General features: G+C 73.7%; 21 protein-coding genes. 16 read left to right on the forward strand and 5 right to left on the reverse strand.

Annotation, left to right across the window (positions count from 1 at the left end; translation table 11 throughout):
* Positions 1 to 270: 270 nt before the first annotated feature.
* On the forward strand, positions 271 to 1830 hold the full coding sequence (locus ABTY40_RS28850; protein ID WP_352062203.1) for a PucR family transcriptional regulator: 1560 nt from the start codon (positions 271 to 273) through the stop codon (positions 1828 to 1830).
* A gap of 228 nt (positions 1831 to 2058) precedes the next feature.
* Here ABTY40_RS28850 and ABTY40_RS28855 read toward each other — a convergent pair whose 3' ends face one another.
* Positions 2059 to 2292: a hypothetical protein gene (locus ABTY40_RS28855; protein WP_352062204.1), complete on the reverse strand. Its 234-nt coding sequence runs from the start codon at positions 2290 to 2292 to the stop codon at positions 2059 to 2061.
* A 97-nt stretch (positions 2293 to 2389) separates the two neighbouring features.
* Between ABTY40_RS28855 and ABTY40_RS28860 the strand changes: the two genes are divergently transcribed.
* The 11 genes from ABTY40_RS28860 (at position 2390) to ABTY40_RS28910 (ending at position 17008) form a co-directional block, all read left to right on the forward strand.
* Positions 2390 to 3370, forward strand: coding sequence for an EamA family transporter (locus ABTY40_RS28860; protein WP_352062205.1), 981 nt, complete (start codon positions 2390 to 2392; stop codon positions 3368 to 3370).
* Positions 3371 to 3430: 60 nt separating this feature from the next.
* Positions 3431 to 4720, forward strand: coding sequence for an outer membrane protein assembly factor BamB family protein (locus ABTY40_RS28865; protein WP_352062206.1), 1290 nt, complete (start codon positions 3431 to 3433; stop codon positions 4718 to 4720).
* 170 nt (positions 4721 to 4890) lie between these two features.
* On the forward strand, positions 4891 to 6336 hold the full coding sequence (locus tag ABTY40_RS28870) for an aldehyde dehydrogenase family protein (protein WP_352062207.1): 1446 nt from the start codon (positions 4891 to 4893) through the stop codon (positions 6334 to 6336).
* A gap of 135 nt (positions 6337 to 6471) precedes the next feature.
* On the forward strand, positions 6472 to 8394 hold the full coding sequence (locus ABTY40_RS28875; RefSeq protein ID WP_352062208.1) for an acyl-CoA dehydrogenase family protein: 1923 nt from the start codon (positions 6472 to 6474) through the stop codon (positions 8392 to 8394).
* Positions 8395 to 8468: 74 nt separating this feature from the next.
* Complete coding sequence (gene aroA / locus ABTY40_RS28880) at positions 8469 to 9716, forward strand: 3-phosphoshikimate 1-carboxyvinyltransferase (protein WP_352062209.1); 1248 nt, start codon at positions 8469 to 8471, stop codon at positions 9714 to 9716.
* A 34-nt stretch (positions 9717 to 9750) separates the two neighbouring features.
* Complete coding sequence (dxr, locus tag ABTY40_RS28885; protein ID WP_352062210.1) at positions 9751 to 11001, forward strand: 1-deoxy-D-xylulose-5-phosphate reductoisomerase; 1251 nt, start codon at positions 9751 to 9753, stop codon at positions 10999 to 11001.
* Entirely contained in the window at positions 10998 to 12305 is a 1308-nt protein-coding gene (locus ABTY40_RS28890) for a M50 family metallopeptidase (RefSeq protein ID WP_352062211.1), read from the forward strand. Before dxr ends, ABTY40_RS28890 begins: the two co-directional genes overlap by 4 nt.
* Before the next feature lie 108 nt (positions 12306 to 12413).
* Positions 12414 to 13571, forward strand: a complete 1158-nt coding sequence (gene ispG, locus ABTY40_RS28895; protein ID WP_345286916.1) for a flavodoxin-dependent (E)-4-hydroxy-3-methylbut-2-enyl-diphosphate synthase — start codon at positions 12414 to 12416, stop codon at positions 13569 to 13571.
* Between the two features lie 181 nt (positions 13572 to 13752).
* The gene (locus ABTY40_RS28900; protein WP_345286914.1) at positions 13753 to 14598 is read left to right on the forward strand and encodes a GNAT family N-acetyltransferase; all 846 of its coding nucleotides are present in this window, start codon (positions 13753 to 13755) and stop codon (positions 14596 to 14598) included.
* A gap of 82 nt (positions 14599 to 14680) precedes the next feature.
* Entirely contained in the window at positions 14681 to 15265 is a 585-nt protein-coding gene (locus ABTY40_RS28905; RefSeq protein WP_352062212.1) for a GNAT family N-acetyltransferase, read from the forward strand.
* A gap of 42 nt (positions 15266 to 15307) precedes the next feature.
* Entirely contained in the window at positions 15308 to 17008 is a 1701-nt protein-coding gene (locus tag ABTY40_RS28910) for a proline--tRNA ligase (protein WP_345286910.1), read from the forward strand.
* 76 nt (positions 17009 to 17084) lie between these two features.
* Here the strand turns inward: ABTY40_RS28910 and ABTY40_RS28915 are convergent, their stop codons facing one another.
* The 4 genes from ABTY40_RS28915 to ABTY40_RS28930 form a co-directional block, all read right to left on the reverse strand.
* Positions 17085 to 18068, reverse strand: a complete 984-nt coding sequence (locus ABTY40_RS28915; protein WP_352062213.1) for a slipin family protein — start codon at positions 18066 to 18068, stop codon at positions 17085 to 17087.
* A gap of 86 nt (positions 18069 to 18154) precedes the next feature.
* A complete protein-coding gene (locus tag ABTY40_RS28920; RefSeq protein WP_352062214.1) occupies positions 18155 to 19051 on the reverse strand; it encodes an aminoglycoside phosphotransferase family protein in 897 nt (298 codons plus the stop codon).
* Between the two features lie 36 nt (positions 19052 to 19087).
* Positions 19088 to 19504 (reverse strand): ferritin-like domain-containing protein, encoded by a 417-nt coding sequence (locus tag ABTY40_RS28925; protein ID WP_352062215.1) that lies wholly within the window; start codon positions 19502 to 19504, stop codon positions 19088 to 19090.
* A complete protein-coding gene (locus ABTY40_RS28930) occupies positions 19501 to 20046 on the reverse strand; it encodes a hypothetical protein (protein ID WP_352062216.1) in 546 nt (181 codons plus the stop codon). Before ABTY40_RS28930 ends, ABTY40_RS28925 begins: the two co-directional genes overlap by 4 nt.
* A 157-nt stretch (positions 20047 to 20203) precedes the next feature.
* Between ABTY40_RS28930 and rimP the strand changes: the two genes are divergently transcribed.
* The 4 genes from rimP to ABTY40_RS28950 all read left to right on the forward strand — a co-directional run bounded on the left by rimP (position 20204) and on the right by ABTY40_RS28950 (position 22865).
* Positions 20204 to 20701, forward strand: coding sequence for a ribosome maturation factor RimP (gene rimP / locus ABTY40_RS28935; protein ID WP_352062217.1), 498 nt, complete (start codon positions 20204 to 20206; stop codon positions 20699 to 20701).
* Positions 20702 to 20703: 2 nt separating this feature from the next.
* Positions 20704 to 21699 (forward strand): transcription termination factor NusA, encoded by a 996-nt coding sequence (nusA, locus tag ABTY40_RS28940; RefSeq protein ID WP_352062218.1) that lies wholly within the window; start codon positions 20704 to 20706, stop codon positions 21697 to 21699.
* A gap of 85 nt (positions 21700 to 21784) precedes the next feature.
* Positions 21785 to 22066, forward strand: coding sequence for a YlxR family protein (locus ABTY40_RS28945; RefSeq protein WP_345286896.1), 282 nt, complete (start codon positions 21785 to 21787; stop codon positions 22064 to 22066).
* A gap of 148 nt (positions 22067 to 22214) precedes the next feature.
* Positions 22215 to 22865, forward strand: a complete 651-nt coding sequence (locus ABTY40_RS28950; protein ID WP_352062219.1) for a translation initiation factor IF-2 N-terminal domain-containing protein — start codon at positions 22215 to 22217, stop codon at positions 22863 to 22865.
* The last annotated feature ends 68 nt before the right edge of the window (positions 22866 to 22933 follow it).

Genomic DNA, 22933 nt, shown 5'->3' on the forward strand with positions numbered 1-22933 from the left:
AGCGAGCGGGACCGGACGGTACGGCCGCCGGCACCGGCGGCCGTGACGGGGCGCCCGGGCCCCGCGCGCCGGTGCGGCTCGGCGGGGCCCGGGTCCCCGCCACCGGAGCCTTACCCGCGCCCGCGCCCGCCCCCGCGCCGTCGCGCCCGCGCGGCCGGGGACCGGCCCTGGCACAATCGGGTGCGCCGCTCCGTCGAGCGGCGCCCTCCCCGTCGCCGCGCACGGCTCCCCCCGCGCGCGGTCCTCGCTCAAAGGTCCGCCGGTTCCCCGATGCCGCCCACCCTTGCCTCGCTCGTCCAGCACTCCTCCCTCAAGCTCGTCGTCCGCGCCGGTGAGGACCGTCTCGACACGCCCGTCCGCTGGGCCCACGTCAGTGAGCTCACCGACCCCGTCCCCTACATGGAGGGCGGCGAACTGCTGCTCACCACCGCCCTCACGCTCGACGCGGAGGACCCGGCGGCGATGCGCCGGTACGTGCGGCGGCTCCTCGCCGCCGGTGTCGTCGGTCTCGGCTTCGCCATCGGCGTCAACTACGAGGCCATCCCGGACGCCCTGCTCGACGCCGCCCGCGAGGAGCACCTGCCGCTCCTGGAGGTGCCGCGCAGGACGCCGTTCCTCGCGATCAGCAAGGCCGTGTCGGCCGCCATCGCGGCCGACCAGTACCGGGCCGTGACCGCCGGGTTCGAGGCCCAGCGCGAGCTGACCCGGGCCGCGCTCGCGGAGGGCCCGGACGCCGTCGTCGCCCGGCTCGCCGCGCACGTCGACGGCTGGGCGGCGCTGTACGACACGTCCGGGACCGTCGTCGCCGCCTCACCCGACTGGGCGGCACGCCGGGCCGCCCGGCTCACCCCCGACGTGGAGCGGCTGCGCGAGCGGCCCGCCCCGGCGAGCGCGGTGGTCGGCGGGACGGACGACCGGGTCGAGCTCCAGTCCCTCGGTTCGGGGCGGCGGGTCCGGGGCGCGCTCGCCGTCGGCACCGCCGCGCCGCTCGGCACCGCCGAGCGGTACGCGGTGCACTCCGCGATCGCCCTGCTCACCCTCACGACGGAGCGTTCCCGCTCGCTCCAGGCCGCCGAACAGCGGCTCGGCGCGGCCGTGCTGCGCATGCTGCTCGCCGGCCAGCCGGACCACGCCCGGGCGGTGGCGGGCGACGTGTACGGAAACCTGCTCGACGCCCCCTTCCGGCTGCTCGTCGCGGAGACCGCGGCGGGCGGCGAGAAGAGCCCGGCGGAACCGGCGCTGCCGGTGCTCGCCGAGGCGCTGGAGACGGCGGCGGCCCGCGCCGGCGAGGCGGTACTCGCCGTCCCGGAGGGCGACGACCGGCTCGTCGTCCTGGCCGGGGACGGCGGAGCGGTCGTCGCCGCCTGCGCCGGTTACGCCGAGCGGGAGGCGGAGGAGGCCGGGCTCGTCGTCGGCCTGTCCGCCCCGGCCGGCCCCATCGCGGCGGCCGCCGCCTACCGCCAGGCCGAGCAGGCGCTGTCGGTGGCCCGCCGCCGGGGCCGCGCGCTGGTCGAGCACGAGGAACTGGCGGCCGGCTCGGTCCTCCCGCTCCTCGCCGACGACGCCGTACGGGCCTTCGCCGACGGGATGCTCCGGGCGCTGCGCCAGCACGACGCCACCGGCCGCGGCGACCTGGTCGCCTCCCTGCGGGCCTGGCTCTCCCGGCACGGCCAGTGGGACGCGGCGGCGGCGGACCTGGGGGTCCACCGCCACACCCTGCGCTACCGGATGCGGCGGGTGGAGGAGATCCTGGGCCGCTCGCTGGACGACCCGGACGTCCGCATGGAGCTGTGGCTCGCGCTCAAGACCACGGGCGAGGACACCCCGTAGGGCCTGTCCTGTCCTGTCCTTTCGGGTCCTGCCGGGCTCGCGCCCGGCGGACCTCTCCGCCCGCCCGGGCCCGCGCGCAGGGTTCAGGGCCCGCGCCGGGCAGGGCCGCGGCACCCGCGCCCGCGGGACCCGCCGCGCACGGCACCGCGACCCGCCCCCCGAACCGGGGCACGGCCCCCTGGACCCGCGCCCCGCCCCGTACCGCCCTCGGCCGTCAGCCGCCGGCCGTCAGCCGTCCCCGCCCTGGGCCGGCTCCCCGTGCGAGGCGCGCCCTCCGCGCGGCGCGCGGCGGACCGCCTCGCCGCCGAGCACGGTGAGCCGCGCGACGACCCGGACCCACGGCGGGCCGCCCCGGGCCGCCCACACCACACACACGCACCCGCCCACGACGAGCGCGAGCACACCGATCAAAACGAGCAGGATCACGCCCGTCCCCCCTTCACCGACCATGGTCGGCACCATCGTCTCACCTCGCCCGAGGCCGGATTCCGCCCCACTCCTGCCCGGATCCGGGCAAAATTATTGGCTCGGAGAACCGTGTCTCCCTAGTCTCCTGATCATGACAAGTCCCGCCGTCGATCCGGCTCCCGAGACGTCCCCGGCCCCCACGGGCCCCGCCCCCGCCGCGCCCGCCGCCCCCGGCCCCGCCCGCCGCCGGATCACCGGCGCCGTGTGGCTCGCGCTGGGCATCGTGTACATCGTCTGGGGCTCGACCTATCTCGGCATCCGGATCGTCGTGGAGACGATCCCGCCCTTCCTCTCCAGCGGCGCCCGCTTCATCGCCGCCGGGCTGATCCTCACCGCGATCGTCGCCTGGCGGCGCGGTCCCTCCGCCCTCAAGGTCGACCGCCGGCGGCTCGGTTCGGCCGTCCTCGTCGGCCTCCTGCTCATCCCCGGCGGCAACGGCCTCGTCGTCCTCGCCGAGACCTCCCTCTCCTCCGGCCTCGCCGCCCTCCTCATCGCCGTCGTCCCCGTCTGGGTCGTCCTCCTGCGGACCCTCCTCGGAGAGCGCCCCGGCCTCGGGGCCTTCGGCGGCGTCCTGCTCGGCCTCGCGGGCCTCGGCGTCCTCACCCTCCCCGGGCTCAGCGGCACGGTGAAGCTGAGCGGCATCCTCCTCGTCATCACCGCGGCCCTGCTCTGGTCGCTGGGCTCGGTGGCCTCCTCCCGGCTCCCGATGCCGGCCGACCCCTTCACGGCGAGCGCGTACGAGATGATCGCCGGCGGCATCGCCGGCCTCGGGATCGGCCTGCTGCGCGGCGAGCACCACGGCCTCGACCTCGGCGCGATCTCGGGCCGCTCCTGGGCGGGCCTCGCCTACCTGCTGCTCGTCGGCTCCCTCGTCGGCTTCACCGCCTACGTCTGGCTTCTTCAGGCCGCCCCGCTCTCGCTGGTCGCCACGTACGCGTACGTGAACCCGATCGTCGCCGTGTTCCTCGGCGCCCTCGTCCTGAACGAAGCCCTGACCTGGCCGATCATCCTCGGCGGCGCGATCGTGGTCGCCGGGGTCTGTCTCATCGTCTCGACCGAGCGGCGGAGGTGATCCGCGGTCCCCTACCCTGACGGGGCTTCGGACGTTCGAGTGAGCCAGGGTGGGGATCCGATGGCAGAGGGCACGACCGGCCGCACGTGGCGGGAACGAGGGGGGTTCGCGGTCGCCGTGCTGGTCGTCCTCGGCGTCCCGCTGGCCCTCGTCGGAGGGGTCGCCTCCTGCGTCGCCTCCGACATGGGGCACCTGCCGGGTGACGCGATGGAGCGGGTCTGGGACACGCCGTACGACAAGGAGGCCGCCGCGTACGGCAACGCGGCCTGGGCCGTCGGCGACACCGTCGTCCGCAGCCGCTTCGACGCCGTCACCGCCTTCGACGCCCGGACCGGCGAGCGCCGCTGGGAGTACGCCGTGCCCGGCCGGACCGAGATCTGCGCCACCTCCTCCGCCACCGACTCCGTCGCCCTCGTCGGTCTCATGGAGCCGCAGGACGGCAAGGGGTGTGCGACCGTCGCCGCGATCGACCTGAGGAACGGTCGCGAGCTGTGGCGCACCAGCCGGCTCCCGGGAGCTGGAGACCCGAAGGACGGCGACGACGTCCTCGCCACCGGGGCCGGCCTCGCCGTGGTCCGCGACGAGGACGAGCAGTGGAACGACGAACCGGACCGGCGCACGCGGCCGGTCGTCCCCGGTGACCAGGCGGTGCGGGCCTTCGACCTGCGGACCGGCGCCCCGCGCTGGAAGGCGGTCGTGCCCAAGGGCTGCCTCCCCGGGGGCCTCGCCGTCTCGTCGAAGCAGGTCCTGGTGCCGCTCGCCTGCGCCACCGAGGCCAAGCTCGCCGCCTTCGACGCGGCCGACGGCAAGGAGCGGTGGACCGTTCCGCTGGGCGCCCGCCGTCCCGTCGCCCCGGACTCGTTCGTGTCCTTCCTGTCCGCCGAGCCGATCGTCCTCGACGTGCGGGAACCGACGCCGCACGGGGTGGACGCCCACTTCTCCTTCGGCCCGGACGGCCGGCGCCAGGCAGAGTTCGTCCTCGGTGGCGGAGAGACGGCCGTCGCCGAGGGCAAAGTCTTCGAAGCCTCCGGAGGCGGCGTCACCGCCTACGACGTGGAGACCGGGAGGGAGGTGTGGAGCGCCGGGGGCGGGAGCGCGTGGACGGAGACGACGGCGCTGCGCGTGGGAGGGGGCCGCGTGACGGTCTTCACCCATTCCCGCAAGGGCCCCGAGAAGTTCTACGTCCACGACGCCGCCACCGGCGAGACGGTGGACGAGCGCACCTTCGACCCGGACACCGCCCCGGGTGCCGCCGAGACCAACGCCCTGTTCCGGCACGGGGACCTGTGGATCGTCGCCCGCCGGCACGACGGAGCGGAGCGGCCCTTCTCGGCGTACCGCACCTGGTGACGCGGGGCCCCGCCCGCCACGCCTCGGCCCCTTCGGCCAAACCGGACAGGTGAAGTGGTCCACCACTCCATCACGGACAAGCGCCCCTTCGCCCGCTTCGCCCTAACGTGGCACGAGAGCGCGAGAAGACCCCCTCGCACCACCCCTGAAACGGAAAGGGCCGGGACGCAATGACGACCACCCACGCCTTCTGGCTCGCCGGCCGCGAGGCCACCGGCGACGCCACCTTCGACGTCACGAACTCGTACGACGGACGTCTGGTCGGCAAGGTCAGCGTGCCCACCGAGGCCCAGGTCGAGGAGGCCGTCGCCGCCGCGCACGCCGTCGTCGACGAGTTCGCCGCGACCCCGGCGCACGTCCGCGCCGCCGCCCTCGACCACGTGTCGAAGCGGCTCGCCGAGCGCACCGAGGAGATCGCCCAGCTGATCTCCGCCGAGAACGGCAAGCCCATCAAGTGGGCCCGCGGCGAGGTCGGCCGCGCCGTCTCCGTCTTCCGTTTCGCCGCCGAGGAGGCCCGCCGCTTCAACGGCGGCGAGGCCCAGCGCCTCGACACCGAGGCCGGCGGCGTGGGCCGCCTCGCGCTCACCCGCCGCATCCCCAAGGGCGTCGTCCTCGGCATCGCGCCGTTCAACTTCCCGCTGAACCTCAGCGCCCACAAGGTCGCCCCGGCCATCGCCGTCGGCGCCCCCATCATCCTCAAGCCGGCCCCCTCGACCCCGATCTCCTCCCTGATCCTGGGCGAGATCCTGGCCGAGACGGACCTGCCGGCCGGCTCCTGGTCGATCCTGACCGTGCCGAACGACCGCATGCCCGCCCTGGTCCAGGACGAGCGCCTCCCGGTCATCTCCTTCACCGGCTCCGACACGGTCGGCTACGCCATCCAGCAGTCCGTGCCGCACAAGCACTGCACCCTGGAGCTCGGCGGCAACGCCGCGGCCGTCGTCCTGCCCGACTGGTCCTCCGAGGAGGACCTGGACTGGGCGGCGACCCGCATCGCCACCTTCTCCAACTACCAGGGCGGCCAGTCCTGCATCTCCGTGCAGCGGGTCATCGCCGACGCCTCCGTGTACGACCGCCTGCTGCCGAAGATCGTCGCCGCCGTCGAGGCCCAGGTCACCGGCGACCCGGCGGACGACGCCACCGACGTCGGCCCGCTCGTCGACGAGAACGCCGCCCAGCGCGTCGAGGCCTGGGTGGACGAGGCCGTCGCGGCCGGCGCCAAGCTGCTCGCGGGCGGCAAGCGCGAGGGCGCCACCTACGCCCCGACCGTCCTCACCGACCTCCCGTCCGGCGTCACCCTGGCCCGCGCCGAGGTCTTCGGGCCGGTCCTGACCGTCGCCAAGGTGGACGGCGAGGCCGAGGCCTTCGCCGCCGTCAACGACTCCGACTTCGGCCTCCAGGCCGGCGTCTTCACCCACGACCTGCAGGCCGCCTTCCGCGCCCACCGCGCCCTGGAGGTCGGCGGCGTGATCATCGGCGACGTCCCGTCCTACCGCGCCGACCAGATGCCGTACGGCGGCGCCAAGCGCTCCGGCGTCGGCCGCGAGGGCGTCAAGTACGCCATGGACGACTACACCTACGAGCGCGTCCTCGTCCTGACGGGCCTCGCCCTGTAACCCGTACCGCCGCGCGCCGGTACGGTCCACGAGACCAGGCGGCCTGAGCCCACTGTGCGGGGGCTCAGGCCGCCTTCCCGTCTTTCCGGACCCGCGCACATCGGGTACGACGGACATAGCACCCAGGAGGTGAGCATGTCCGCACCCACGCAGCGGCCCAAGGTCACCGAGCGCGAGGCCCGGCAGGTCGCCGAGGCCGCGCGCGAGCAGGACTGGCACAGGCCGAGCTTCGCCAGGGAACTCTTCCTCGGCCGCTTCCGCCTCGACCTCGTCCATCCCCACCCGCTCCCCGCCGAGGAGGACGTACGGCGCGGAGAGGCCTTCCTGGCCACGCTCCGGACGTTCTGCGAGACCCGGATCGACGGCGCCCGCATCGACCGGGAGGCCCGTATCCCCGACGAGACGATCTCCGGACTGAAGGAGATCGGGGCGCTTGGGATGAAGATCGACACCAGGTACGGCGGCCTCGGCCTCACCCAGGTGTACTACAACCGCGCCCTCGCGCTCGTCGGCTCCGCGAGCCCCGCCGTCGGCGCGCTGCTCTCCGCGCATCAGTCGATCGGCGTACCGCAGCCGCTGAAACTCTTCGGCACCCAGGAGCAGAAGGACACCTTCCTGCCCCGCCTGGCCCGTACCGACCTCTCGGCCTTCCTGCTCACCGAGCCCGACGTGGGCTCCGACCCGGCCCGGCTCGCCACCACCGCCGTGCCCGACGGCGACGCGTACGTCCTCGACGGCGTGAAGCTGTGGACCACCAACGGCGTCGTCGCCGACCTGCTCGTCGTCATGGCCCGCGTCCCGGCCGGCGAGGGCCACCCCGGCGGCATCACCGCCTTCGTCGTCGAGGCCGACTCGCCCGGCATCACCGTCGAGCACCGCAACGCCTTCATGGGCCTGCGCGGCCTGGAGAACGGCGTCACCCGCTTCCACCGCGTCCGGGTCCCCGCCGCGCACCGCATCGGCCCCGAGGGCGCCGGCCTCAAGATCGCCCTCACCACCCTCAACACCGGCCGGCTCTCCCTCCCCGCCGCCTGCGCGGGCGCCGCCAAGTGGTGCCTGAAGATCGCCCGCGAGTGGACCGCCGTCCGCGAGCAGTGGGGCAAGCCGGTCGCCCGCCACGAGGCCGTCGGCACGAAGATCTCCTTCATGGCGGCCACCGCCTTCGCCCTGGAGGCCGTGGTCGACCTCGCCTCCCAGATGGCCGACGAGAACCGCAACGACATCCGCATCGAGGCCGCCCTCGCCAAGCTGTACGGCTCCGAGATGGCCTGGCGTATCGCCGACGAACTCGTCCAGATCCGCGGCGGCCGCGGCTACGAGACGGCCGACTCCCTCGCCGCCCGCGGCGAACGGGCCGTCCCCGCCGAGCAGCTCCTGCGCGACCTCAGGATCAACCGGATCTTCGAGGGATCCACCGAGATCATGCACCTGCTGATCGCCAGGGAGGCCGTCGACGCCCACCTCTCCGTCGCCGGCGACCTCATCGACCCCGACAAGACCCTCGCCGAGAAGGCGCGGGCCGGCGCGCGGGCCGGCGGCTTCTACGCCCGCTGGTTCCCCGGCCTCGTCACCGGGCCCGGACAGCGGCCCGGCGCGTACGGGGAGTTCGGCCCCCTCGCCGGCCACCTGCGGTACATCGAGCGGACCTCCCGCAGACTGGCCCGCTCCACCTTCTACGCGATGTCCCGCTGGCAGGGCCGCATGGAGCTCAAGCAGGCCTTCCTCGGCCGGATCGTGGACATCGGCGCCGAACTCTTCGCGATGAGCGCCGCCTGCGTCCGCGCCGAACTGCTGCGCACGACCGGCGACCACGGTCCCGAGGCGTACCGCCTCGCGGACGCCTTCTGCCGCCAGGCCCGGCTGCGCGTCGAGGAACTGTTCGGCCGCCTGTGGTCCAACACCGACGAGGTCGACCGGCGGATCGTCGACGGCGTCCTCGACGGCCGTTACACCTGGCTGGAGGCGGGCGTCGTCGACCCCAGCGGCGACGGCCCCTGGATCGCCGACGCCACCCCCGGGCCCTCGCGGGAGGAGAACGTCCGCCGCACGCTCCCCTGACCCCCGCACGGGCGGGCGGTCCGCCATCCGGAACGCCCGCCCACCACGGCCGCCCCGCCCGGCAGGATGACGCCGTGACCGTCATCGACATCCCCGGCTCCAAGTCCGTCACCGCCCGCGCGCTGTTCCTCGCCGCCGCCGCGGAGGGCACCACCACCCTCCTGCGGCCCCTCGTCTCCGACGACACCGAGGGGTTCGCGGAGGGCCTCACCGCCCTCGGGTACACCGTCCGCCGCGAGCCGGACGTCTGGCACGTCGAGGGCCGCCCCGGCGGCCCCGGCACGGACACCGCCGAGGTCCACTGCCGCGACGGGGCCACCACGGCCCGCTTCCTGCCCGCCCTCGCCGCCACCGGCCGCGGCACCTACCGCTTCGACGCCTCCGCCCAGATGCGCCGCCGCCCCCTCGGCCCCCTCACCACCGCGCTGCGCGGCCTCGGCGTCGACCTCCGGCACGGCGCGCGCGAGGGCCACCACCCGCTCACCGTGCACGCCGACGGCGTCGGGGGCGGCGCGCTCACCCTGGACGCGGGGCAGTCCTCCCAGTACCTGACGGCCCTGCTCCTGCTCGGCCCGCTGACCGCCGGGGGCCTCGACATCACCGTCACCGACCTCGTCTCGGAGCCGTACGTCGAGATCACCCTCGCGATGATGCGGGACTTCGGCGCCGAGGTCCGCCAGGAGGGCCGGACGTACTCCGTCGCCCCCACCGGCTACCGGGCCAGGACCTACGCCGTCGAGCCCGACGCCTCCACCGCGAGCTACTTCTTCGCCGCCGCCGCCCTCGAACCGGGCCGCTCCGTCACCGTCCCCGGCCTCGGCACCGGAGCCCTCCAGGGCGACCTCGCCTTCGTCGACGTCCTGCGCCGCATGGGCGCCGAGGTGACGGTCGGGGCCGAGCGGACCACCGTCCGCTCCACCGGCACCCTGCGCGGCCTCACCGTGAACATGCGCGACATCTCCGACACCATGCCGACCCTCGCCGCGATCGCCCCCTTCGCCGACGGACCGGTCCGCATCGAGGACGTCGCCAACACCCGGGTCAAGGAGTGCGACCGGCTGGACGCCTGCGCCGAGAACCTGCGCCGCCTCGGCATCACCGTCCGCACCGGCCCCGACTGGATCGAGATCCATCCCGGCACCCCCACCGGACCGGCCACGATCGCCACCCACGGCGACCACCGCATCGTCATGTCCTTCGCCGTCACCGGCCTGCGCACCCCCGGGATCACCTTCGACGACCCCGGCTGCGTCAAGAAGACGTTCCCCCGCTTCCACCAGGTCTTCGACGCCTTCCGCGGGGCCGCGCCGGACCTGACGTGAAGTCCCCGCGCCCGTTGCGGCGAGAATGGGGGGCATGAGCGACCGCCCCTCTCCTCTCGCCGACCCGCACACGGCCTTCGACCTGACCGAAGGACGCCGGGACATCGTCGTCCTCGGCTCGACCGGGTCCATCGGCACACAGGCCATCGACCTGGTGCTGCGCCACCCCGACCGCTTCCGGGTCACCGCCCTGGCCGCCTCCGGCGGCCGGATCGGCCTGCTGGCCGAGCAGGCGCACCGGCTGAGGGTCGGGACGGTCGCCGTGGCCCGCGAGGAGGCGCTGCCCGCCCTGCGCGAGGCGCTCACCGCCCGGTACGGCTCCGAGCCGCTGCCCGAGCTCCTCGCCGGGCCGGACGCCGCCACCCAGGTGGCCGCCTCCCCGTGCCACACGGTCCTCAACGGCATCACCGGCTCCATCGGCCTCGCGCCGACCCTCGCCGCCCTGGAGGCCGGCCGCACCCTCGCCCTCGCCAACAAGGAGTCGCTGATCGTCGGCGGCCCGCTGGTGAAGGCGCTGGCCGAGCCCGGCCAGATCATCCCGGTCGACTCCGAGCACGCGGCCCTGTTCCAGGCGCTCGCCGCCGGAACCCGCGCCGACGTCCGCAAGCTGGTGGTCACCGCCTCCGGCGGCCCCTTCCGCGGCCGTACCCGCGAGGAACTGGCCCACGTCACCCGCGAGGACGCGCTCGCCCACCCGACCTGGGCCATGGGGCCGGTCATCACGGTCAACAGCGCCACCCTGGTGAACAAGGGCCTGGAGGTCATCGAGGCCCACCTGCTCTACGACATCCCCTTCGACCGCATCGAGGTCGTCGTCCACCCCCAGTCGTACGTCCACTCGATGGTCGAGTTCACGGACGGCTCCACGCTCGCCCAGGCCACCCCGCCGGACATGCGCGGCCCGATCGCCATCGGCATCGGCTGGCCCGAACGGGTCCCCGACGCGGCCCCCGCCTTCGACTGGAGCAAGGCCTCCACCTGGGAGTTCTTCCCGCTCGACACCGAAGCCTTCCCGTCCGTCGGCCTCGCCCGCCACGTGGGCGAGCTGGGCGGCACCGCCCCCGCCGTCTTCAACGCGGCCAACGAGGAGTGCGTGGAGGCGTTTCTCGGCGGCCGGCTGCCGTTCAACGGAATCATGGATACGGTCACCGCTGTCGTCACCGAGCACGGCACCCCCGCGCGGGGAACCTCGCTCACGGTGTCGGACGTCCTGGAAGCGGAGACCTGGGCCCGGGCCCGGGCCCGTGAGCTCGCAGCGATGGCAACCGCGGAGGCGCGCGCATGACCGAAGTGCTCCTGTACGTTCTCGGCCTCGTGCTGTTCGCGCTCGGCCTGCTCGTCTCGATCGCCTGGCACGAGCTCGGCCACCTCTCCACGGCCAAGCTGTTCGGCATCCGCGTGCCGCAGTACATGGTCGGCTTCGGCCCCACGATCTGGTCGAGGAAGCGCGGCGAGACCGAGTACGGCATCAAGGCCATCCCGGCCGGCGGGTACATCCGCATGATCGGCATGTTCCCGCCCGGCGACGACGGCAAGATCGAGGCCCGCTCCACCTCGCCCTGGCGCTCCATGATCGAGGACGCCCGCGAGGCCTCCTTCGAGGAGCTCCGGCCCGGTGACGAGAAGCGGCTGTTCTACACGCGCAAGCCGTGGAAGCGCGTCATCGTCATGTTCGCCGGACCCTTCATGAACCTGGTCCTCGCGGTCGCGCTGTTCTTCGGCTCGATGATGACCCTCGGCATCGAGGGGCCGACGACGACCGTCGCCGGCGTCCAGAAGTGCGTCCTCAAGCAGAACGAGAAGCGGGAAGCCTGCCGCGGCGACGACCCCGTGTCCCCGGCGCACGCGGCCGGCCTGCGGGAGGGCGACAGGATCCTCGCCCTCGACGGGCACCCCGTCGCCGACTGGGACACCCTCTCCGAGCGCATCCGCGCCACCATCGGCCGCGCCACCCTCACCGTCGAGCGGGACGGGCAGCGCGTCGACCTCCACCCCACCCTGGTCGTCAACAAGGTCGAGAAGAAGGACGAGGACGGCAACGTCGTCCGGCCCGTCCAGTACGTCAGCGCCGGCTACCTCGGCTTCCAGCCGAAGTCCGAGGTCGCCCCCCTCAGCTTCGCCGAGACCACCGAGCGGATGACCGGCCTCCTGGAGAACGGCGTCCACTCCGTCATCGCCCTGCCCGGCAAGATCCCCGGCCTGTGGGACGCCACCTTCGGCGACGGCGAACGCGCCGAGGACTCGCCCGTCGGCGTCGTCGGCGCCGCCCGCATCACCGGCGAGCTCATGACCGTCGAGGCACCGCCCACGACCATCCTCGTGATGTTCATGAACCTGCTGGTCATGTTCAACGTGTCGCTGTTCCTGTTCAACATGCTCCCGCTGCTGCCGCTCGACGGCGGCCACATCGCGGGCGCCCTCTGGGAGTCCGTACGCCGCCACACGGCCCGGATCTTCCGGCGGCCCGACCCCGGCCCGTTCGACGTGGCCAAGCTGATGCCCGCCGCCTACGTGGTGGCCGGCGTCTTCGTCTGCTTCACCCTGCTCGTCCTCGCCGCCGACATCGTCAACCCGGTGAAGATCACGTAGCACTCCCGGGGGGCCGGCCGCGCCCGGCGCTGTCAGGCCCCCCGTGCCCGGGGCGGTAACCTCGGAGACCTGAGCCCGCCGACGCACAACCTTGAGGTTGCACTACAGATGACCGCGATTTCTCTCGGTATCCCTACCGTCCCGACCCGGCTCGCCGAGCGGCGCAAGAGCCGTCAGATCCAGGTCGGCAGCGTGGCCGTCGGCGGCGACGCACCCGTCTCGGTGCAGTCGATGACCACGACCCGCACCTCCGACATCGGCGCGACGCTCCAGCAGATCGCCGAGCTGACCGCCTCCGGCTGCCAGATCGTCCGCGTGGCCTGTCCGACGCAGGACGACGCCGACGCCCTCGCCACGATCGCGAGGAAGTCGCAGATCCCGGTCATCGCGGACATCCACTTCCAGCCGAAGTACGTCTTCGCGGCCATCGACGCCGGCTGCGCGGCCGTCCGGGTCAACCCGGGCAACATCAAGCAGTTCGACGACAAGGTCAAGGAGATCGCCAAGGCGGCCGGGGACGCGGGCGTCCCCATCCGCATCGGCGTCAACGCGGGCTCCCTCGACCGCCGTCTGCTCCAGAAGTACGGCAAGGCCACCCCCGAGGCGCTCGTCGAGTCCGCCCTCTGGGAGGCGTCCCTCTTCGAGGAGCACGGCTTCCGCGACATCAAGATCTCGGTCAAGCACAACGACCCGGTCGTGATGGTCAACGCCTACCGCCAGCTGGCCGCCCAGTGCGACTACCCGCTGCACCTCGGCGTCACCGAGGCGGGCCCCGCCTTCCAGGGCACCATCAAGTCGGCCGTCGCCTTCGGCGCGCTGCTCGCGGAGGGCATCGGCGACACCATCCGCGTCTCCCTCTCCGCGCCGCCGGCCGAGGAGATCAAGGTCGGCATCCAGATCCTGGAGTCGCTCAACCTGCGCCAGCGCCGCCTGGAGATCGTCTCCTGCCCGTCGTGCGGCCGGGCCCAGGTCGACGTCTACAAGCTGGCCGAGGAGGTCACCGCCGGCCTCGACGGCATGACCGTCCCGCTGCGCGTCGCCGTCATGGGCTGCGTCGTGAACGGCCCGGGCGAGGCCCGCGAGGCCGACCTCGGCGTCGCCTCCGGCAACGGCAAGGGCCAGATCTTCGTCAAGGGCGAGGTCATCAAGACCGTCCCCGAGTCGAAGATCGTGGAGACCCTCATCGAGGAGGCGCTGAAGATCGCCGAGCAGATGGAGAAGGACGGCATCGAGAGCGGCGAGCCGACGGTGGCCGTCGCCGGCTGACGTCCCCCGGCACCCCGTCACCCCGCGACCCCTCCGCGCCCCGCAGGCCGGAGGGGTTCGCGCATGGGGCCGGGAAACCACGGGCATACGGCCCCCGGTGCCCGGAGGCGAACCGAGCCCGCCGGAAAAGGGGAAGGGGTACAGTGCGAGGACCAGCAGAACCGTCCCGTGAGGCCCCCACGTGCTGACGCAAACCCACACCCGGGTCCTCGAGCCCGCCGATCTCGGCGCCGCGCTCGCCGTTCTGGAGAGCGACCCCGTCGAGAACGCCTTCGTCACCGCCCGCGTCCAGGTGGCGGGTCTCGATCCGTGGCGGCTGGGCGGGGAGATGTGGGGCTGGTACCAGGACGGCCGGCTGCGCTCGCTCTGCTACTCCGGCGCGAATCTGGTGCCGATCTGCGCGACTCCGGAGGCGGTCCGGGCCTTCGCGGACCGGGCGCGCCGGGTCGGCCGCCGGTGCTCGTCGATCGTGGGCCCGGCGGGCCCGACCGGCGAGCTGTGGCGGCTCCTCGAGCCGAGCTGGGGCCCGGCGAGGGACGTCCGGCCGTGCCAGCCGCTGATGGTGGCGGACGGGCCCTCGACGGAGGTCGCCCCCGATCCGTACGTGCGCCGGGTCCGCAAGGACGAGATGGACGTGATCCTGCCGGCCTGCGTCGCGATGTTCACCGAGGAGGTCGGGGTCTCCCCGATGGCCGGGGACGGCGGACTGCTGTACCAGGCGCGGGTGGCGGAACTGGTCGGTTCGGGCCGGTCCTTCGCCCGGATCCAGGACGGCAAGGTTCTCTTCAAGGCCGAGATCGGCGCGGCGACCCGCCAGGCCTGCCAGATCCAGGGCGTGTGGGTGGACCCGGAGCACCGGGGGAGGGGCCTGTCGGAGACGGGCATGGCGGCCGTGCTGCGCTACGCCCTGGCCGATGTGGCCCCCGTGGTGAGCCTGTACGTCAACGACTACAACGCCCCGGCCCGGGCCGCGTACCGCCGCGTGGGCTTCCGCGAGACGGGCGCCTTCATGAGCGTGCTGTTCTGACGGGCCGTTCGGGACGGGCGCGACCGGCCCCGCTGCCCTGAGCTGCTGTTCCGGGGCGGCGGGCGCTTGTAGGGTGCGCCGCATGGATGACGCACAGGTCGAGATCGCTCCGGTCAACCTCGCCGCCCGGGTGGACGAGGCGCTCGCCGTGCAGGCGGTGGCGTTCGGCCTCGACGACGACGAGGTGGCGGTGCGCCGGCACATCGTGCTGCGCCATCTGCTGAGCCCGGGGGCCCGCGCGTACGGGGCGCTGACTCCGGGCGGGCGGCTGGCCGGGTTCGTGTACGGGATGCCCAACGACCGGACGCACTGGTGGTCGACGGTGGTGGAGCCGTACCTGCGGGCGACGGGCACCGCCGACTGGCTGTCCGGGTCCTTCGTGATCACGGAACTGCACGTGCACCCCGACTTCCAGGGCCGGGGCGTCGGTCGGGCACTGATCACGACCATCACGGACACGGCGGAGGAGGAGCGGTCGATCCTCTCCGCCATCGACACCGACAGCCCGGCGCGCGCCCTCTACCGGTCGCTCGGCTACACGGACCTGGCCCGCCAGGTCCACTTCCCGAGCGCGGCCCGCCCGTACGCGGTCATGGGCGCCCCGCTGCCCCTCAGGCGCGGGGCACGCCAGGGAACTGATTTCTCCGAGCAGGGGCGGCCCGGATAACCTCGGGGCCATCACCCTTCCCCCGGCAGGAGTACGAGAACCATGGCCAAGGCACCGGTCCAGCGCATGTCCCAGTTGATGGCGAAGACGCTGCGCGACGACCCGGCGGACGCCGAGGTCCTCAGCCACAAGCTCCTCGTCCGCGCCGGTTACGTCCGGCGCACGGCCGCCGGCATCTGGAGCTGGCTGCCCCTCGGCAAGAAGGTGCTCGCCAACGTCGAGCGCATCGTCCGCGAGGAGATGGACGCCATCGGCGCCCAGGAGGTCTCCCTGCCGGCGCTGCTGCCCCGCGAGCCCTACGAGGCGACGGGCCGCTGGGACGAGTACGGTGCGGAGCTGTTCCGTCTGAAGGACCGCAAGGGCGGCGACTACCTCCTGGGCCCGACCCACGAGGAGATCTTCACCCTGCTGGTGAAGGACCAGTGCTCGTCCTACAAGGACCTGCCGGTGATCCTCTACCAGATCCAGACGAAGTTCCGTGACGAGGCCCGCCCCCGGGCCGGCATCCTGCGCGGCCGCGAGTTCCTGATGAAGGACTCCTACTCCTTCGACCTGGAGGACGAGGGCCTGGCCCGGTCGTACGCCCTGCACCGCCAGGCCTACCAGCGGGTCTTCGAGCGCCTCGGCCTCGACTACCGCATCTGCGCGGCGACGGCGGGCGCGATGGGCGGCTCGAAGTCCGAGGAGTTCCTCGCCCCGGCCGAGGCCGGCGAGGACACCTTCGCCGACTGCCCGAACTGCGACTTCGCCGCCAACACCGAGGCGATCACCTACGAGCTGAAGCCGGTGGACGCCGAGGGCGTGCCCGCCGCCGAGGAGATCCCCACCCCCGACACCCCCACCATCGAGACCCTGGCCGCCTCCCTCGGCGTCCCGGCCTCCGCCACGCTGAAGAACCTGCTGGTCAAGGTGGACGGCGAGATCGTCGCCGTGGGCGTGCCCGGCGACCGCGAGGTCGACCTCGGCAAGGTGGAGGCGCACTTCGCCCCCGCCACCGTCGAGATGGTGACGGAGAGCGACTTCGCCGAGCGCCACGACCTGGTCCGCGGCTACGTCGGTCCGCAGGGCCTGGAGAAGGTCACGTACCTCGCGGACCCGCGCGTGGCGCCCGGCACCGCCTGGATCACCGGGGCCAACAAGGAGGGCACGCACGCGAAGAACGTCGTCGCGGGCCGTGACTTCGAGGTCGACGCGTACGTGGACGTCGTGGTCGTCGAGGACGGCGACCCCTGCCCGAAGTGCGGCACCGGCCTGAAACTGGACCGCGCGATCGAGATCGGCCACATCTTCCAGCTGGGCCGCAAGTACGCCGACGCCCTGAAGCTGGACGTCCTCGGCCAGAACGGCAAGCCCGTCCGCGTCACCATGGGTTCGTACGGCATCGGCGTCTCGCGCGCCGTCGCCGCGCTGGCCGAGCAGACCGCCGACGACAAGGGCCTGTGCTGGCCGGCCGAGGTCGCCCCGGCCGACGTGCACGTGGTCGCCGCCGGCAAGGCGCTGCAGACCGAGCTGGCCCTGGAGGTCTCCGACCAGCTGGCCGCGGCCGGCCTGCGGGTCCTGGTGGACGACCGGGCCGGGGTCTCCCCGGGCGTGAAGTTCACCGACGCGGAGCTGATCGGTGTCCCGAAGATCCTGGTCGCGGGCCGCCGGGCCGGTGAGGGCGTCGTGGAGCTGAAGGACCGCCGCACGGGCGAGCGCGAGGAGCTGCCGGTCGCCGAGGCGATCGCCCGCCTCTCCGCCTGATCCCGCCGTACGGGGCCGGGCCCGGGGCGTCTTCGCCCGGGGCCCGGCCCTTCCGCGTCCGCGTCCGCTCCGCCCGTCAGGCCGGCTCCTCCCGGGGGGCCGGTTCGACCGAGGTGCCGGTGAGGTCCTCGATGGCGCCCGACGCGTCCGCGCGTCCCGTCAGGTACGCGTCGCCGGGCGGCACGCCCGCCTCCGCGCCGGTGGGCGGGACGGGCGCCCACGCCGCCGCCCGGGCCTCCTGGGCCGCCCTGGCGGCCTGGCCTTCCTGCCCCGCACCGGCCCGCTCCGGCTGTCCCGGCGGGGGCGCGGCGCGCTCCAGGAACCGCAGCAGTTCGACCGGGATGGGCAGCACCAGCGTCGAGTTCTTCTCGGCGGCGACCGCCATGACGGTCTGGAGCAGCCGCAGCTGGAGCGCGGACGGCGCGTCCGCCATCTGGTGGGCCGCCTCCGCCAGCTTCTTCGAGGCCTGGAGCTCCGCGTCCGCGTTGATCAGCCGGGCCCGCCGCTCGCGGTCGGCCTCCGCCTGCCGGGCCATGGACCGCTTCATCGTCTCCGGCAGGGACACGTCCTTGATCTCCACCCGGTCGATCTGCACGCCCCAGCCGATGGCGGGCGAGTCGAGCATGAGCTCCAGCCCCTGGTTGAGCTTCTCCCGGTTCGACAGCAGGTCGTCGAGGTCGCTCTTGCCGATGATGGACCGCAGCGAGGTCTGGGCCATCTGGGAGACGGCGAACTTGTAGTCCTCGACCCGCACCAGCGCCTCGGCCGCGTCCACGACCCTGAAGTAGACGACCGCGTCGACCCGGACCGTCACGTTGTCCCGGGTGATGCCCTCCTGGGCGGGCACCGGCATCGTGACGATCTGCATGTTCACCTTGTGGAGCCGGTCCATCCCCGGGACGATCATCGTGAAGCCGGGCTTGCGGACCTCGCCCCGCAGCCGTCCGAAGCGGAAGACGACACCGCGCTCGTACTGCTTCACCACCCGGGCCGCCGCGCCCACGTAGGCGACGGCGGCCGCCCCGGTACCGGCCGCCGTCATCAGCAGCTCCTGGATCATCGCGGCCCCCTGACGTCGAGCAGAACCGTACCGACCGTCTGGAAACGGTACAGAAAGGGTATTCCCGCTCGGGCGCCGCGCGAACGTCAGAGCCAGCTCGCGAACTCCAGCAGCAGCTCCGCGTCCTGCCGCCGCCCCGCCGTCAGGGCCCGCGTGCCCGACTCCACCGCACGGAAGAGGGTCCAGCCCCGCAGCCGCTCCCGGTCCACGTCCAGGGAGTCCGCCAGCTTGTTCACCCGGCGCCGGGCGATCGAGGCGCCCGCCGAGGCGCCCACCAGGTCCTCCACCCGGTCCCGTACCAGCCGTGCCAGGTCGTACGCCCGCTCACCGACCAGCGGCTCGGGCCCCACGGCCAGCCAGGGCGCCCGGTCCCCGGCGAGCACCTTGCCCTGCCGGAAGGCGCCGTGCAGCAGCAGCGTCTCGGCTCCGTCCGAGGTCAGCTCCTTGCGCGCCGCGAGCGCCGCCGCCGTCAGCGCGCCCGCCACCGGGTCGGCGCGGTACGGCTCCATGGCGGCGGCCTGCCGGGCCGACCGCTCGGCCACCGACTCGAAGCCGTGACCGGCCGGGGGCTCCACCCACAGCCTGCGGAGCGTGCCCGCCGCCTCCAGGAGCGCCTTCGCCTCGGGCAGGGACCGCAGCGACACCTCGGGGTGCAGCCGTTCGAGGACGAGCGCGTCCTCCCCGGCCCCGTCGAGCAGCCGGACCGCGCCCCAGCCGTTCCAGTGCGCGAGGGCCGCGCCCTCCAGGTCCGGACGGGCGAACGGCGGCGCGACCTTCAGGGCGGCGGGGGAGCCGTCCGGCCGGTGCACGAGGAGGACCAGGCTGCTCCGCCCGCCGGGGGCGACCACCCGGTCGGGGGAGAGCGACGCCCGGTCGACCGCCCGCTCGACCGGGCCGGGGAGCGCTGCCAGCCAGTCGGACGCCACGTCCCCGTGCGTCTCACCGAGCCCCCTGACAAGTCGCTGCGGCGGTTCGAAAGCCATGCGTGCGTGTCCTTCTGGTCGGGGCCCGGGCCGGACTCACACCCGCTCGGCGAGCCCAGGAAAGGTTACGCCGGTGCCGCGCCAGCGGACGGCGCGTACCGCCGCCTCCCGCAGCGAGGCGGCGGCCTCGGCCCGCAGCGGGCCCTCGGCCGCCCGGACGAGATCGGAGTAGACGCCGGCCACCCGGTCCTCCAGGTCGGCGGCCAGCCGCACCGCGCCCGCCGGATCGTCCACCGCGAACGGCAGCCGGTAGGCGGCCGCGGCCGCGACCGGCGAGCCGCCGAGGTCCCGCACGGTCCGCCGCAGCGCGTCACGCCGGGCCCGGTGGGCCTCGAAGGCGGCGGTGGCCTCCGCCTTGCGGTCGGGCGCGATCCGGCCGCCGACGACGCCGTACCCGTACACCGCCGCGTGCTCGGCCGCCAGGGCGGCCTGGGCCGCGTCGAGGGCGCTCACGGGCGGGCTCCTTCGGCCAGCAGGAAGGCGTGGGCGGCGCCGGCGGCGGCCACGGAGGCGAGCAGCCGGGCGTACTCGGGCGGGGCGGTGAGCAGGGCCGCCGTGTGGGCGTCCGCGGACCTGCGGGCGGCGGCCGCCAGCTCACCCAGCGCCGCCGCCGGGTCGGCCGGCACCAAGACGGGCGCGGCCGTCGCGGGGGCCGTCGGTGAGGCGGTGGGGGATGCGGTGGCGGGCCGGGCGCCGGTGCCGCCCTCGCCGAGCGCCTTCACGTGCGCGGCGGCGGACGCGCGCAGCGGGCCCAGCCGGGCGGCGAGCGGGGGATGGGCGGCGAGGGTGGCGTCGTAACGTTCCACCAGGGTCCGCGCGGTCGTCACGGACCGCTTCCGCAGCGCCGCCTCGGCGCGCGCCACCCGTTCGGCCCGCGCCCGTTCGGCGCCCGGCCGCCGCGCGCCGCCGTCCCCGGAGGTGCAGCCCGCGAGGAGCGCCGCGGCCCCGGTCGCCGCGCCCGCCGCCAGGAGCGCGCGCCTGCCCGTCGTCGTCACGCTCTCTCCGTTCAGTTCGAAAGATCGTCAGATCACCGCAGGCGAGCGTACCCGCGGCCCCCGGGCCGGTGGACGGCAACACCCTCGCGGACCGGATACCCTTTGATCTGACACGCGACGAACCCACAACAGCACACGCGGCCGAGGAGTCACCCGGATGAGCACCACCCAGAGCGACAGGCTGCGCGGACTCATTGAGCCGCTCGTCCACGCGAAGGCCCTGGATCTGGAGGAGATCGAGGTGTCCCGGGCCGGCCGCCGCGGACTGCTGAGGGTCGTCGTCGACTCCGACGAGGGCGTCGAACTGGACGCCTGCGCCGAGCTGAGCCGCGCGATCTCCGAGAAGCTCGACGAGAGCGACGCGATGGGCGAGGGCGAGTACGTCCTCGAAGTCAGCTCCCCCGGCGCCGACCGCCCCCTCACCGAGCACCGCCACTACGTCCGGGCCACCGGCCGGCTGGTGCGTCTGCAGCTCTCCGAGGGCGGGGACCTGGTGGCCAGGATCCTCGCCGTGGACGAGGACGGCCTCGACCTGGAGGTGCCGGGCGTGAAGGGCCGCAAGGCCACCGCCCGGCGGATCGGCTTCCCCGAGATCACCAAGGCGCGTGTCGAGATCGAGTTCAACCGCAAGGACAAGAAGGAAGAGGAGGCGTAGCCGTGGACATCGACGTGAAGCTCCTGAAGGGCTTGGCGACCGAGAAGGAGATCTCCTTCGATCTGCTGGTCGAGGCGATCGAGTCGGCCCTCCTCATCGCCTACCACCGCACCCCGTCCGCACGCCGTCACGCGCGCGTGGAGCTGGACCGCCACACGGGCCACGTGACGGTGTGGGCGAAGGAAGACCCCGCCGACCTGGAGGAGGGGCAGGAGCCGAAGGAGTTCGACGACACCCCGTCGGACTTCGGCCGGATCGCGGCGAGCACCGCCCGCCAGGTGATCCAGCAGCGGCTGAGGGACGCCGAGAACGACGTGACCTTCGGCGAGTACGCGCGCCGCGAAGGCGATGTCGTCGCCGGTGTCGTACAGCAGGGCAAGGACCCGAAGAACGTCCTCGTCAGGCTGGACGACAAGCTGGAGGCCATCCTTCCGGTGCAGGAGCAGGTGCCGGGCGAGGAGTACACGCACGGTCTGCGGCTGCGGACGTACGTCGTCCGGGTGGCGAAGGGTGTGCGCGGTCCGTCCGTCACCCTCTCGCGCACCCACCCCAATCTGGTGAAGAAGCTGTTCGCCCTGGAGGTGCCGGAGATCGCCGACGGGTCCGTCGAGATCTCCGCCATCGCCCGTGAGGCCGGTCACCGCACCAAGATCGCCGTCCGGTCCACCCGATCGGGCCTGAACGCCAAGGGCGCCTGCATCGGCCCGATGGGCAGCCGCGTCCGCAACGTGATGGCGGAGCTGCTCGGCGAGAAGATCGACATCGTCGACTGGTCGGACGACCCGGCCGAGATGGTGGCGAACGCGCTGTCCCCGGCCCGGGTCTCCCGGGTCGAGGTCGTCGACATGGCGGCCCGCTCCGCCCGGGTGACCGTGCCGGACTATCAGCTCTCCCTGGCGATCGGCAAGGAGGGGCAGAACGCCCGGCTCGCCGCCCGCCTCACAGGCTGGCGGATCGACATCCGGCCCGACACCGAGCCCGCCGAGCCGCGGGACTGAGCCCGCGCCGAGAAGTTTTTTGGCCAACAGCTGTTCGATTTTTGCCCCGCACGGGTGAGGTCGCTACGGGGAGGTAGACTTACTAGTGTCTGGCCGGACGCATGCCCGCGTATGCCCTGAGCGAACCTGTGTGGGATGCCGGGAGCGAGCGGCCAAAAGCGAACTGCTGCGGATCGTGATGAATAAGGACGAGTGCGTTCCCGATCATCGCGGTACGCTGCCCGGCCGGGGTGCGTACCTGCACCCCGCCTCGGTCTGTCTCGACCTGGCGGTCCGCCGCCGGGCGTTCCCACGGGCCTTCCGGGTCCAGGGACCGCTCGACACCGCGGCCCTCCGCCACCACGTCGAGCAGGCGGCACAGCAGTGAACAAGAAGTACGGCACGGAACACCGTGCGGTCAGGTACCTCGCGAGTTGGAAGTAGGTCGAGATTGCGATGAGCACTCGATGAGTACGCGATGAGTACGCCCATGAAGTAGCGACGGTCCGGCGGTAACCGGACCTCAAAGGAGCGATGTGGCTAAGGTCCGGGTATACGAACTCGCCAAGGAGTTCGGTGTGGAGAGCAAGGTCGTCATGGCCAAGCTCCAAGAACTCGGTGAATTCGTCCGTTCGGCGTCCTCGACGATCGAGGCGCCGGTCGTGCGCAAGCTGACTGACGCTTTGCAGGGTCCCGGCGGCAACGCCGGCAAGACCGCTGCCAAGCCCGGCGCGCCCCGCAAGGCGGCGCCCACCCCTGCCGCGCCGAAGCCGGCGCAGGCGAACCCCGCGCCGTCCCCGGCGCAGGCGGCACGTCCCGCCGCCCCGAAGCCTGGCGCGCCCACTCCGGCGCCCAAGCCCGCGGCGGCCGAGAAGCCCTCCGCGGCGCCCGCTCCGGGCCCGCGTCCCACCCCGGGTCCGAAGCCCGCGGCAGCGCCCAAGCCGGCGCCCGCCGCCCCGGCTCCGACCAACCCGGAGTTCTCCGCGCCTCCGGCGGCCCCCGCCGCCGGTCAGCGCCCCGGCGGTGCCGCCCCCGGCCCGCGTCCGGCCGGTGCCCGTCCGGGCCAGTCGTCGGCGCGTCCGGGCCAGCAGGCGCCGCGCCCCGGCCAGCAGACCCCCCGTCCGGGCGGCGCCCGTCCGGCCGGTCCGCGTCCGGGCAATCCCACCACAGACGAGGCGGCCCGCTGATGGGCGACCTGCTCTGGAACATCGCCCTCGTCCTCGCGTTCGTGCTGATCGGCGGTGTCTTCGCTGCG

The sequence above is a fragment of the Streptomyces sp. NPDC126503 genome (assembly GCF_040302405.1).
Taxonomy (GTDB): domain Bacteria; phylum Actinomycetota; class Actinomycetes; order Streptomycetales; family Streptomycetaceae; genus Streptomyces; species Streptomyces gulbargensis.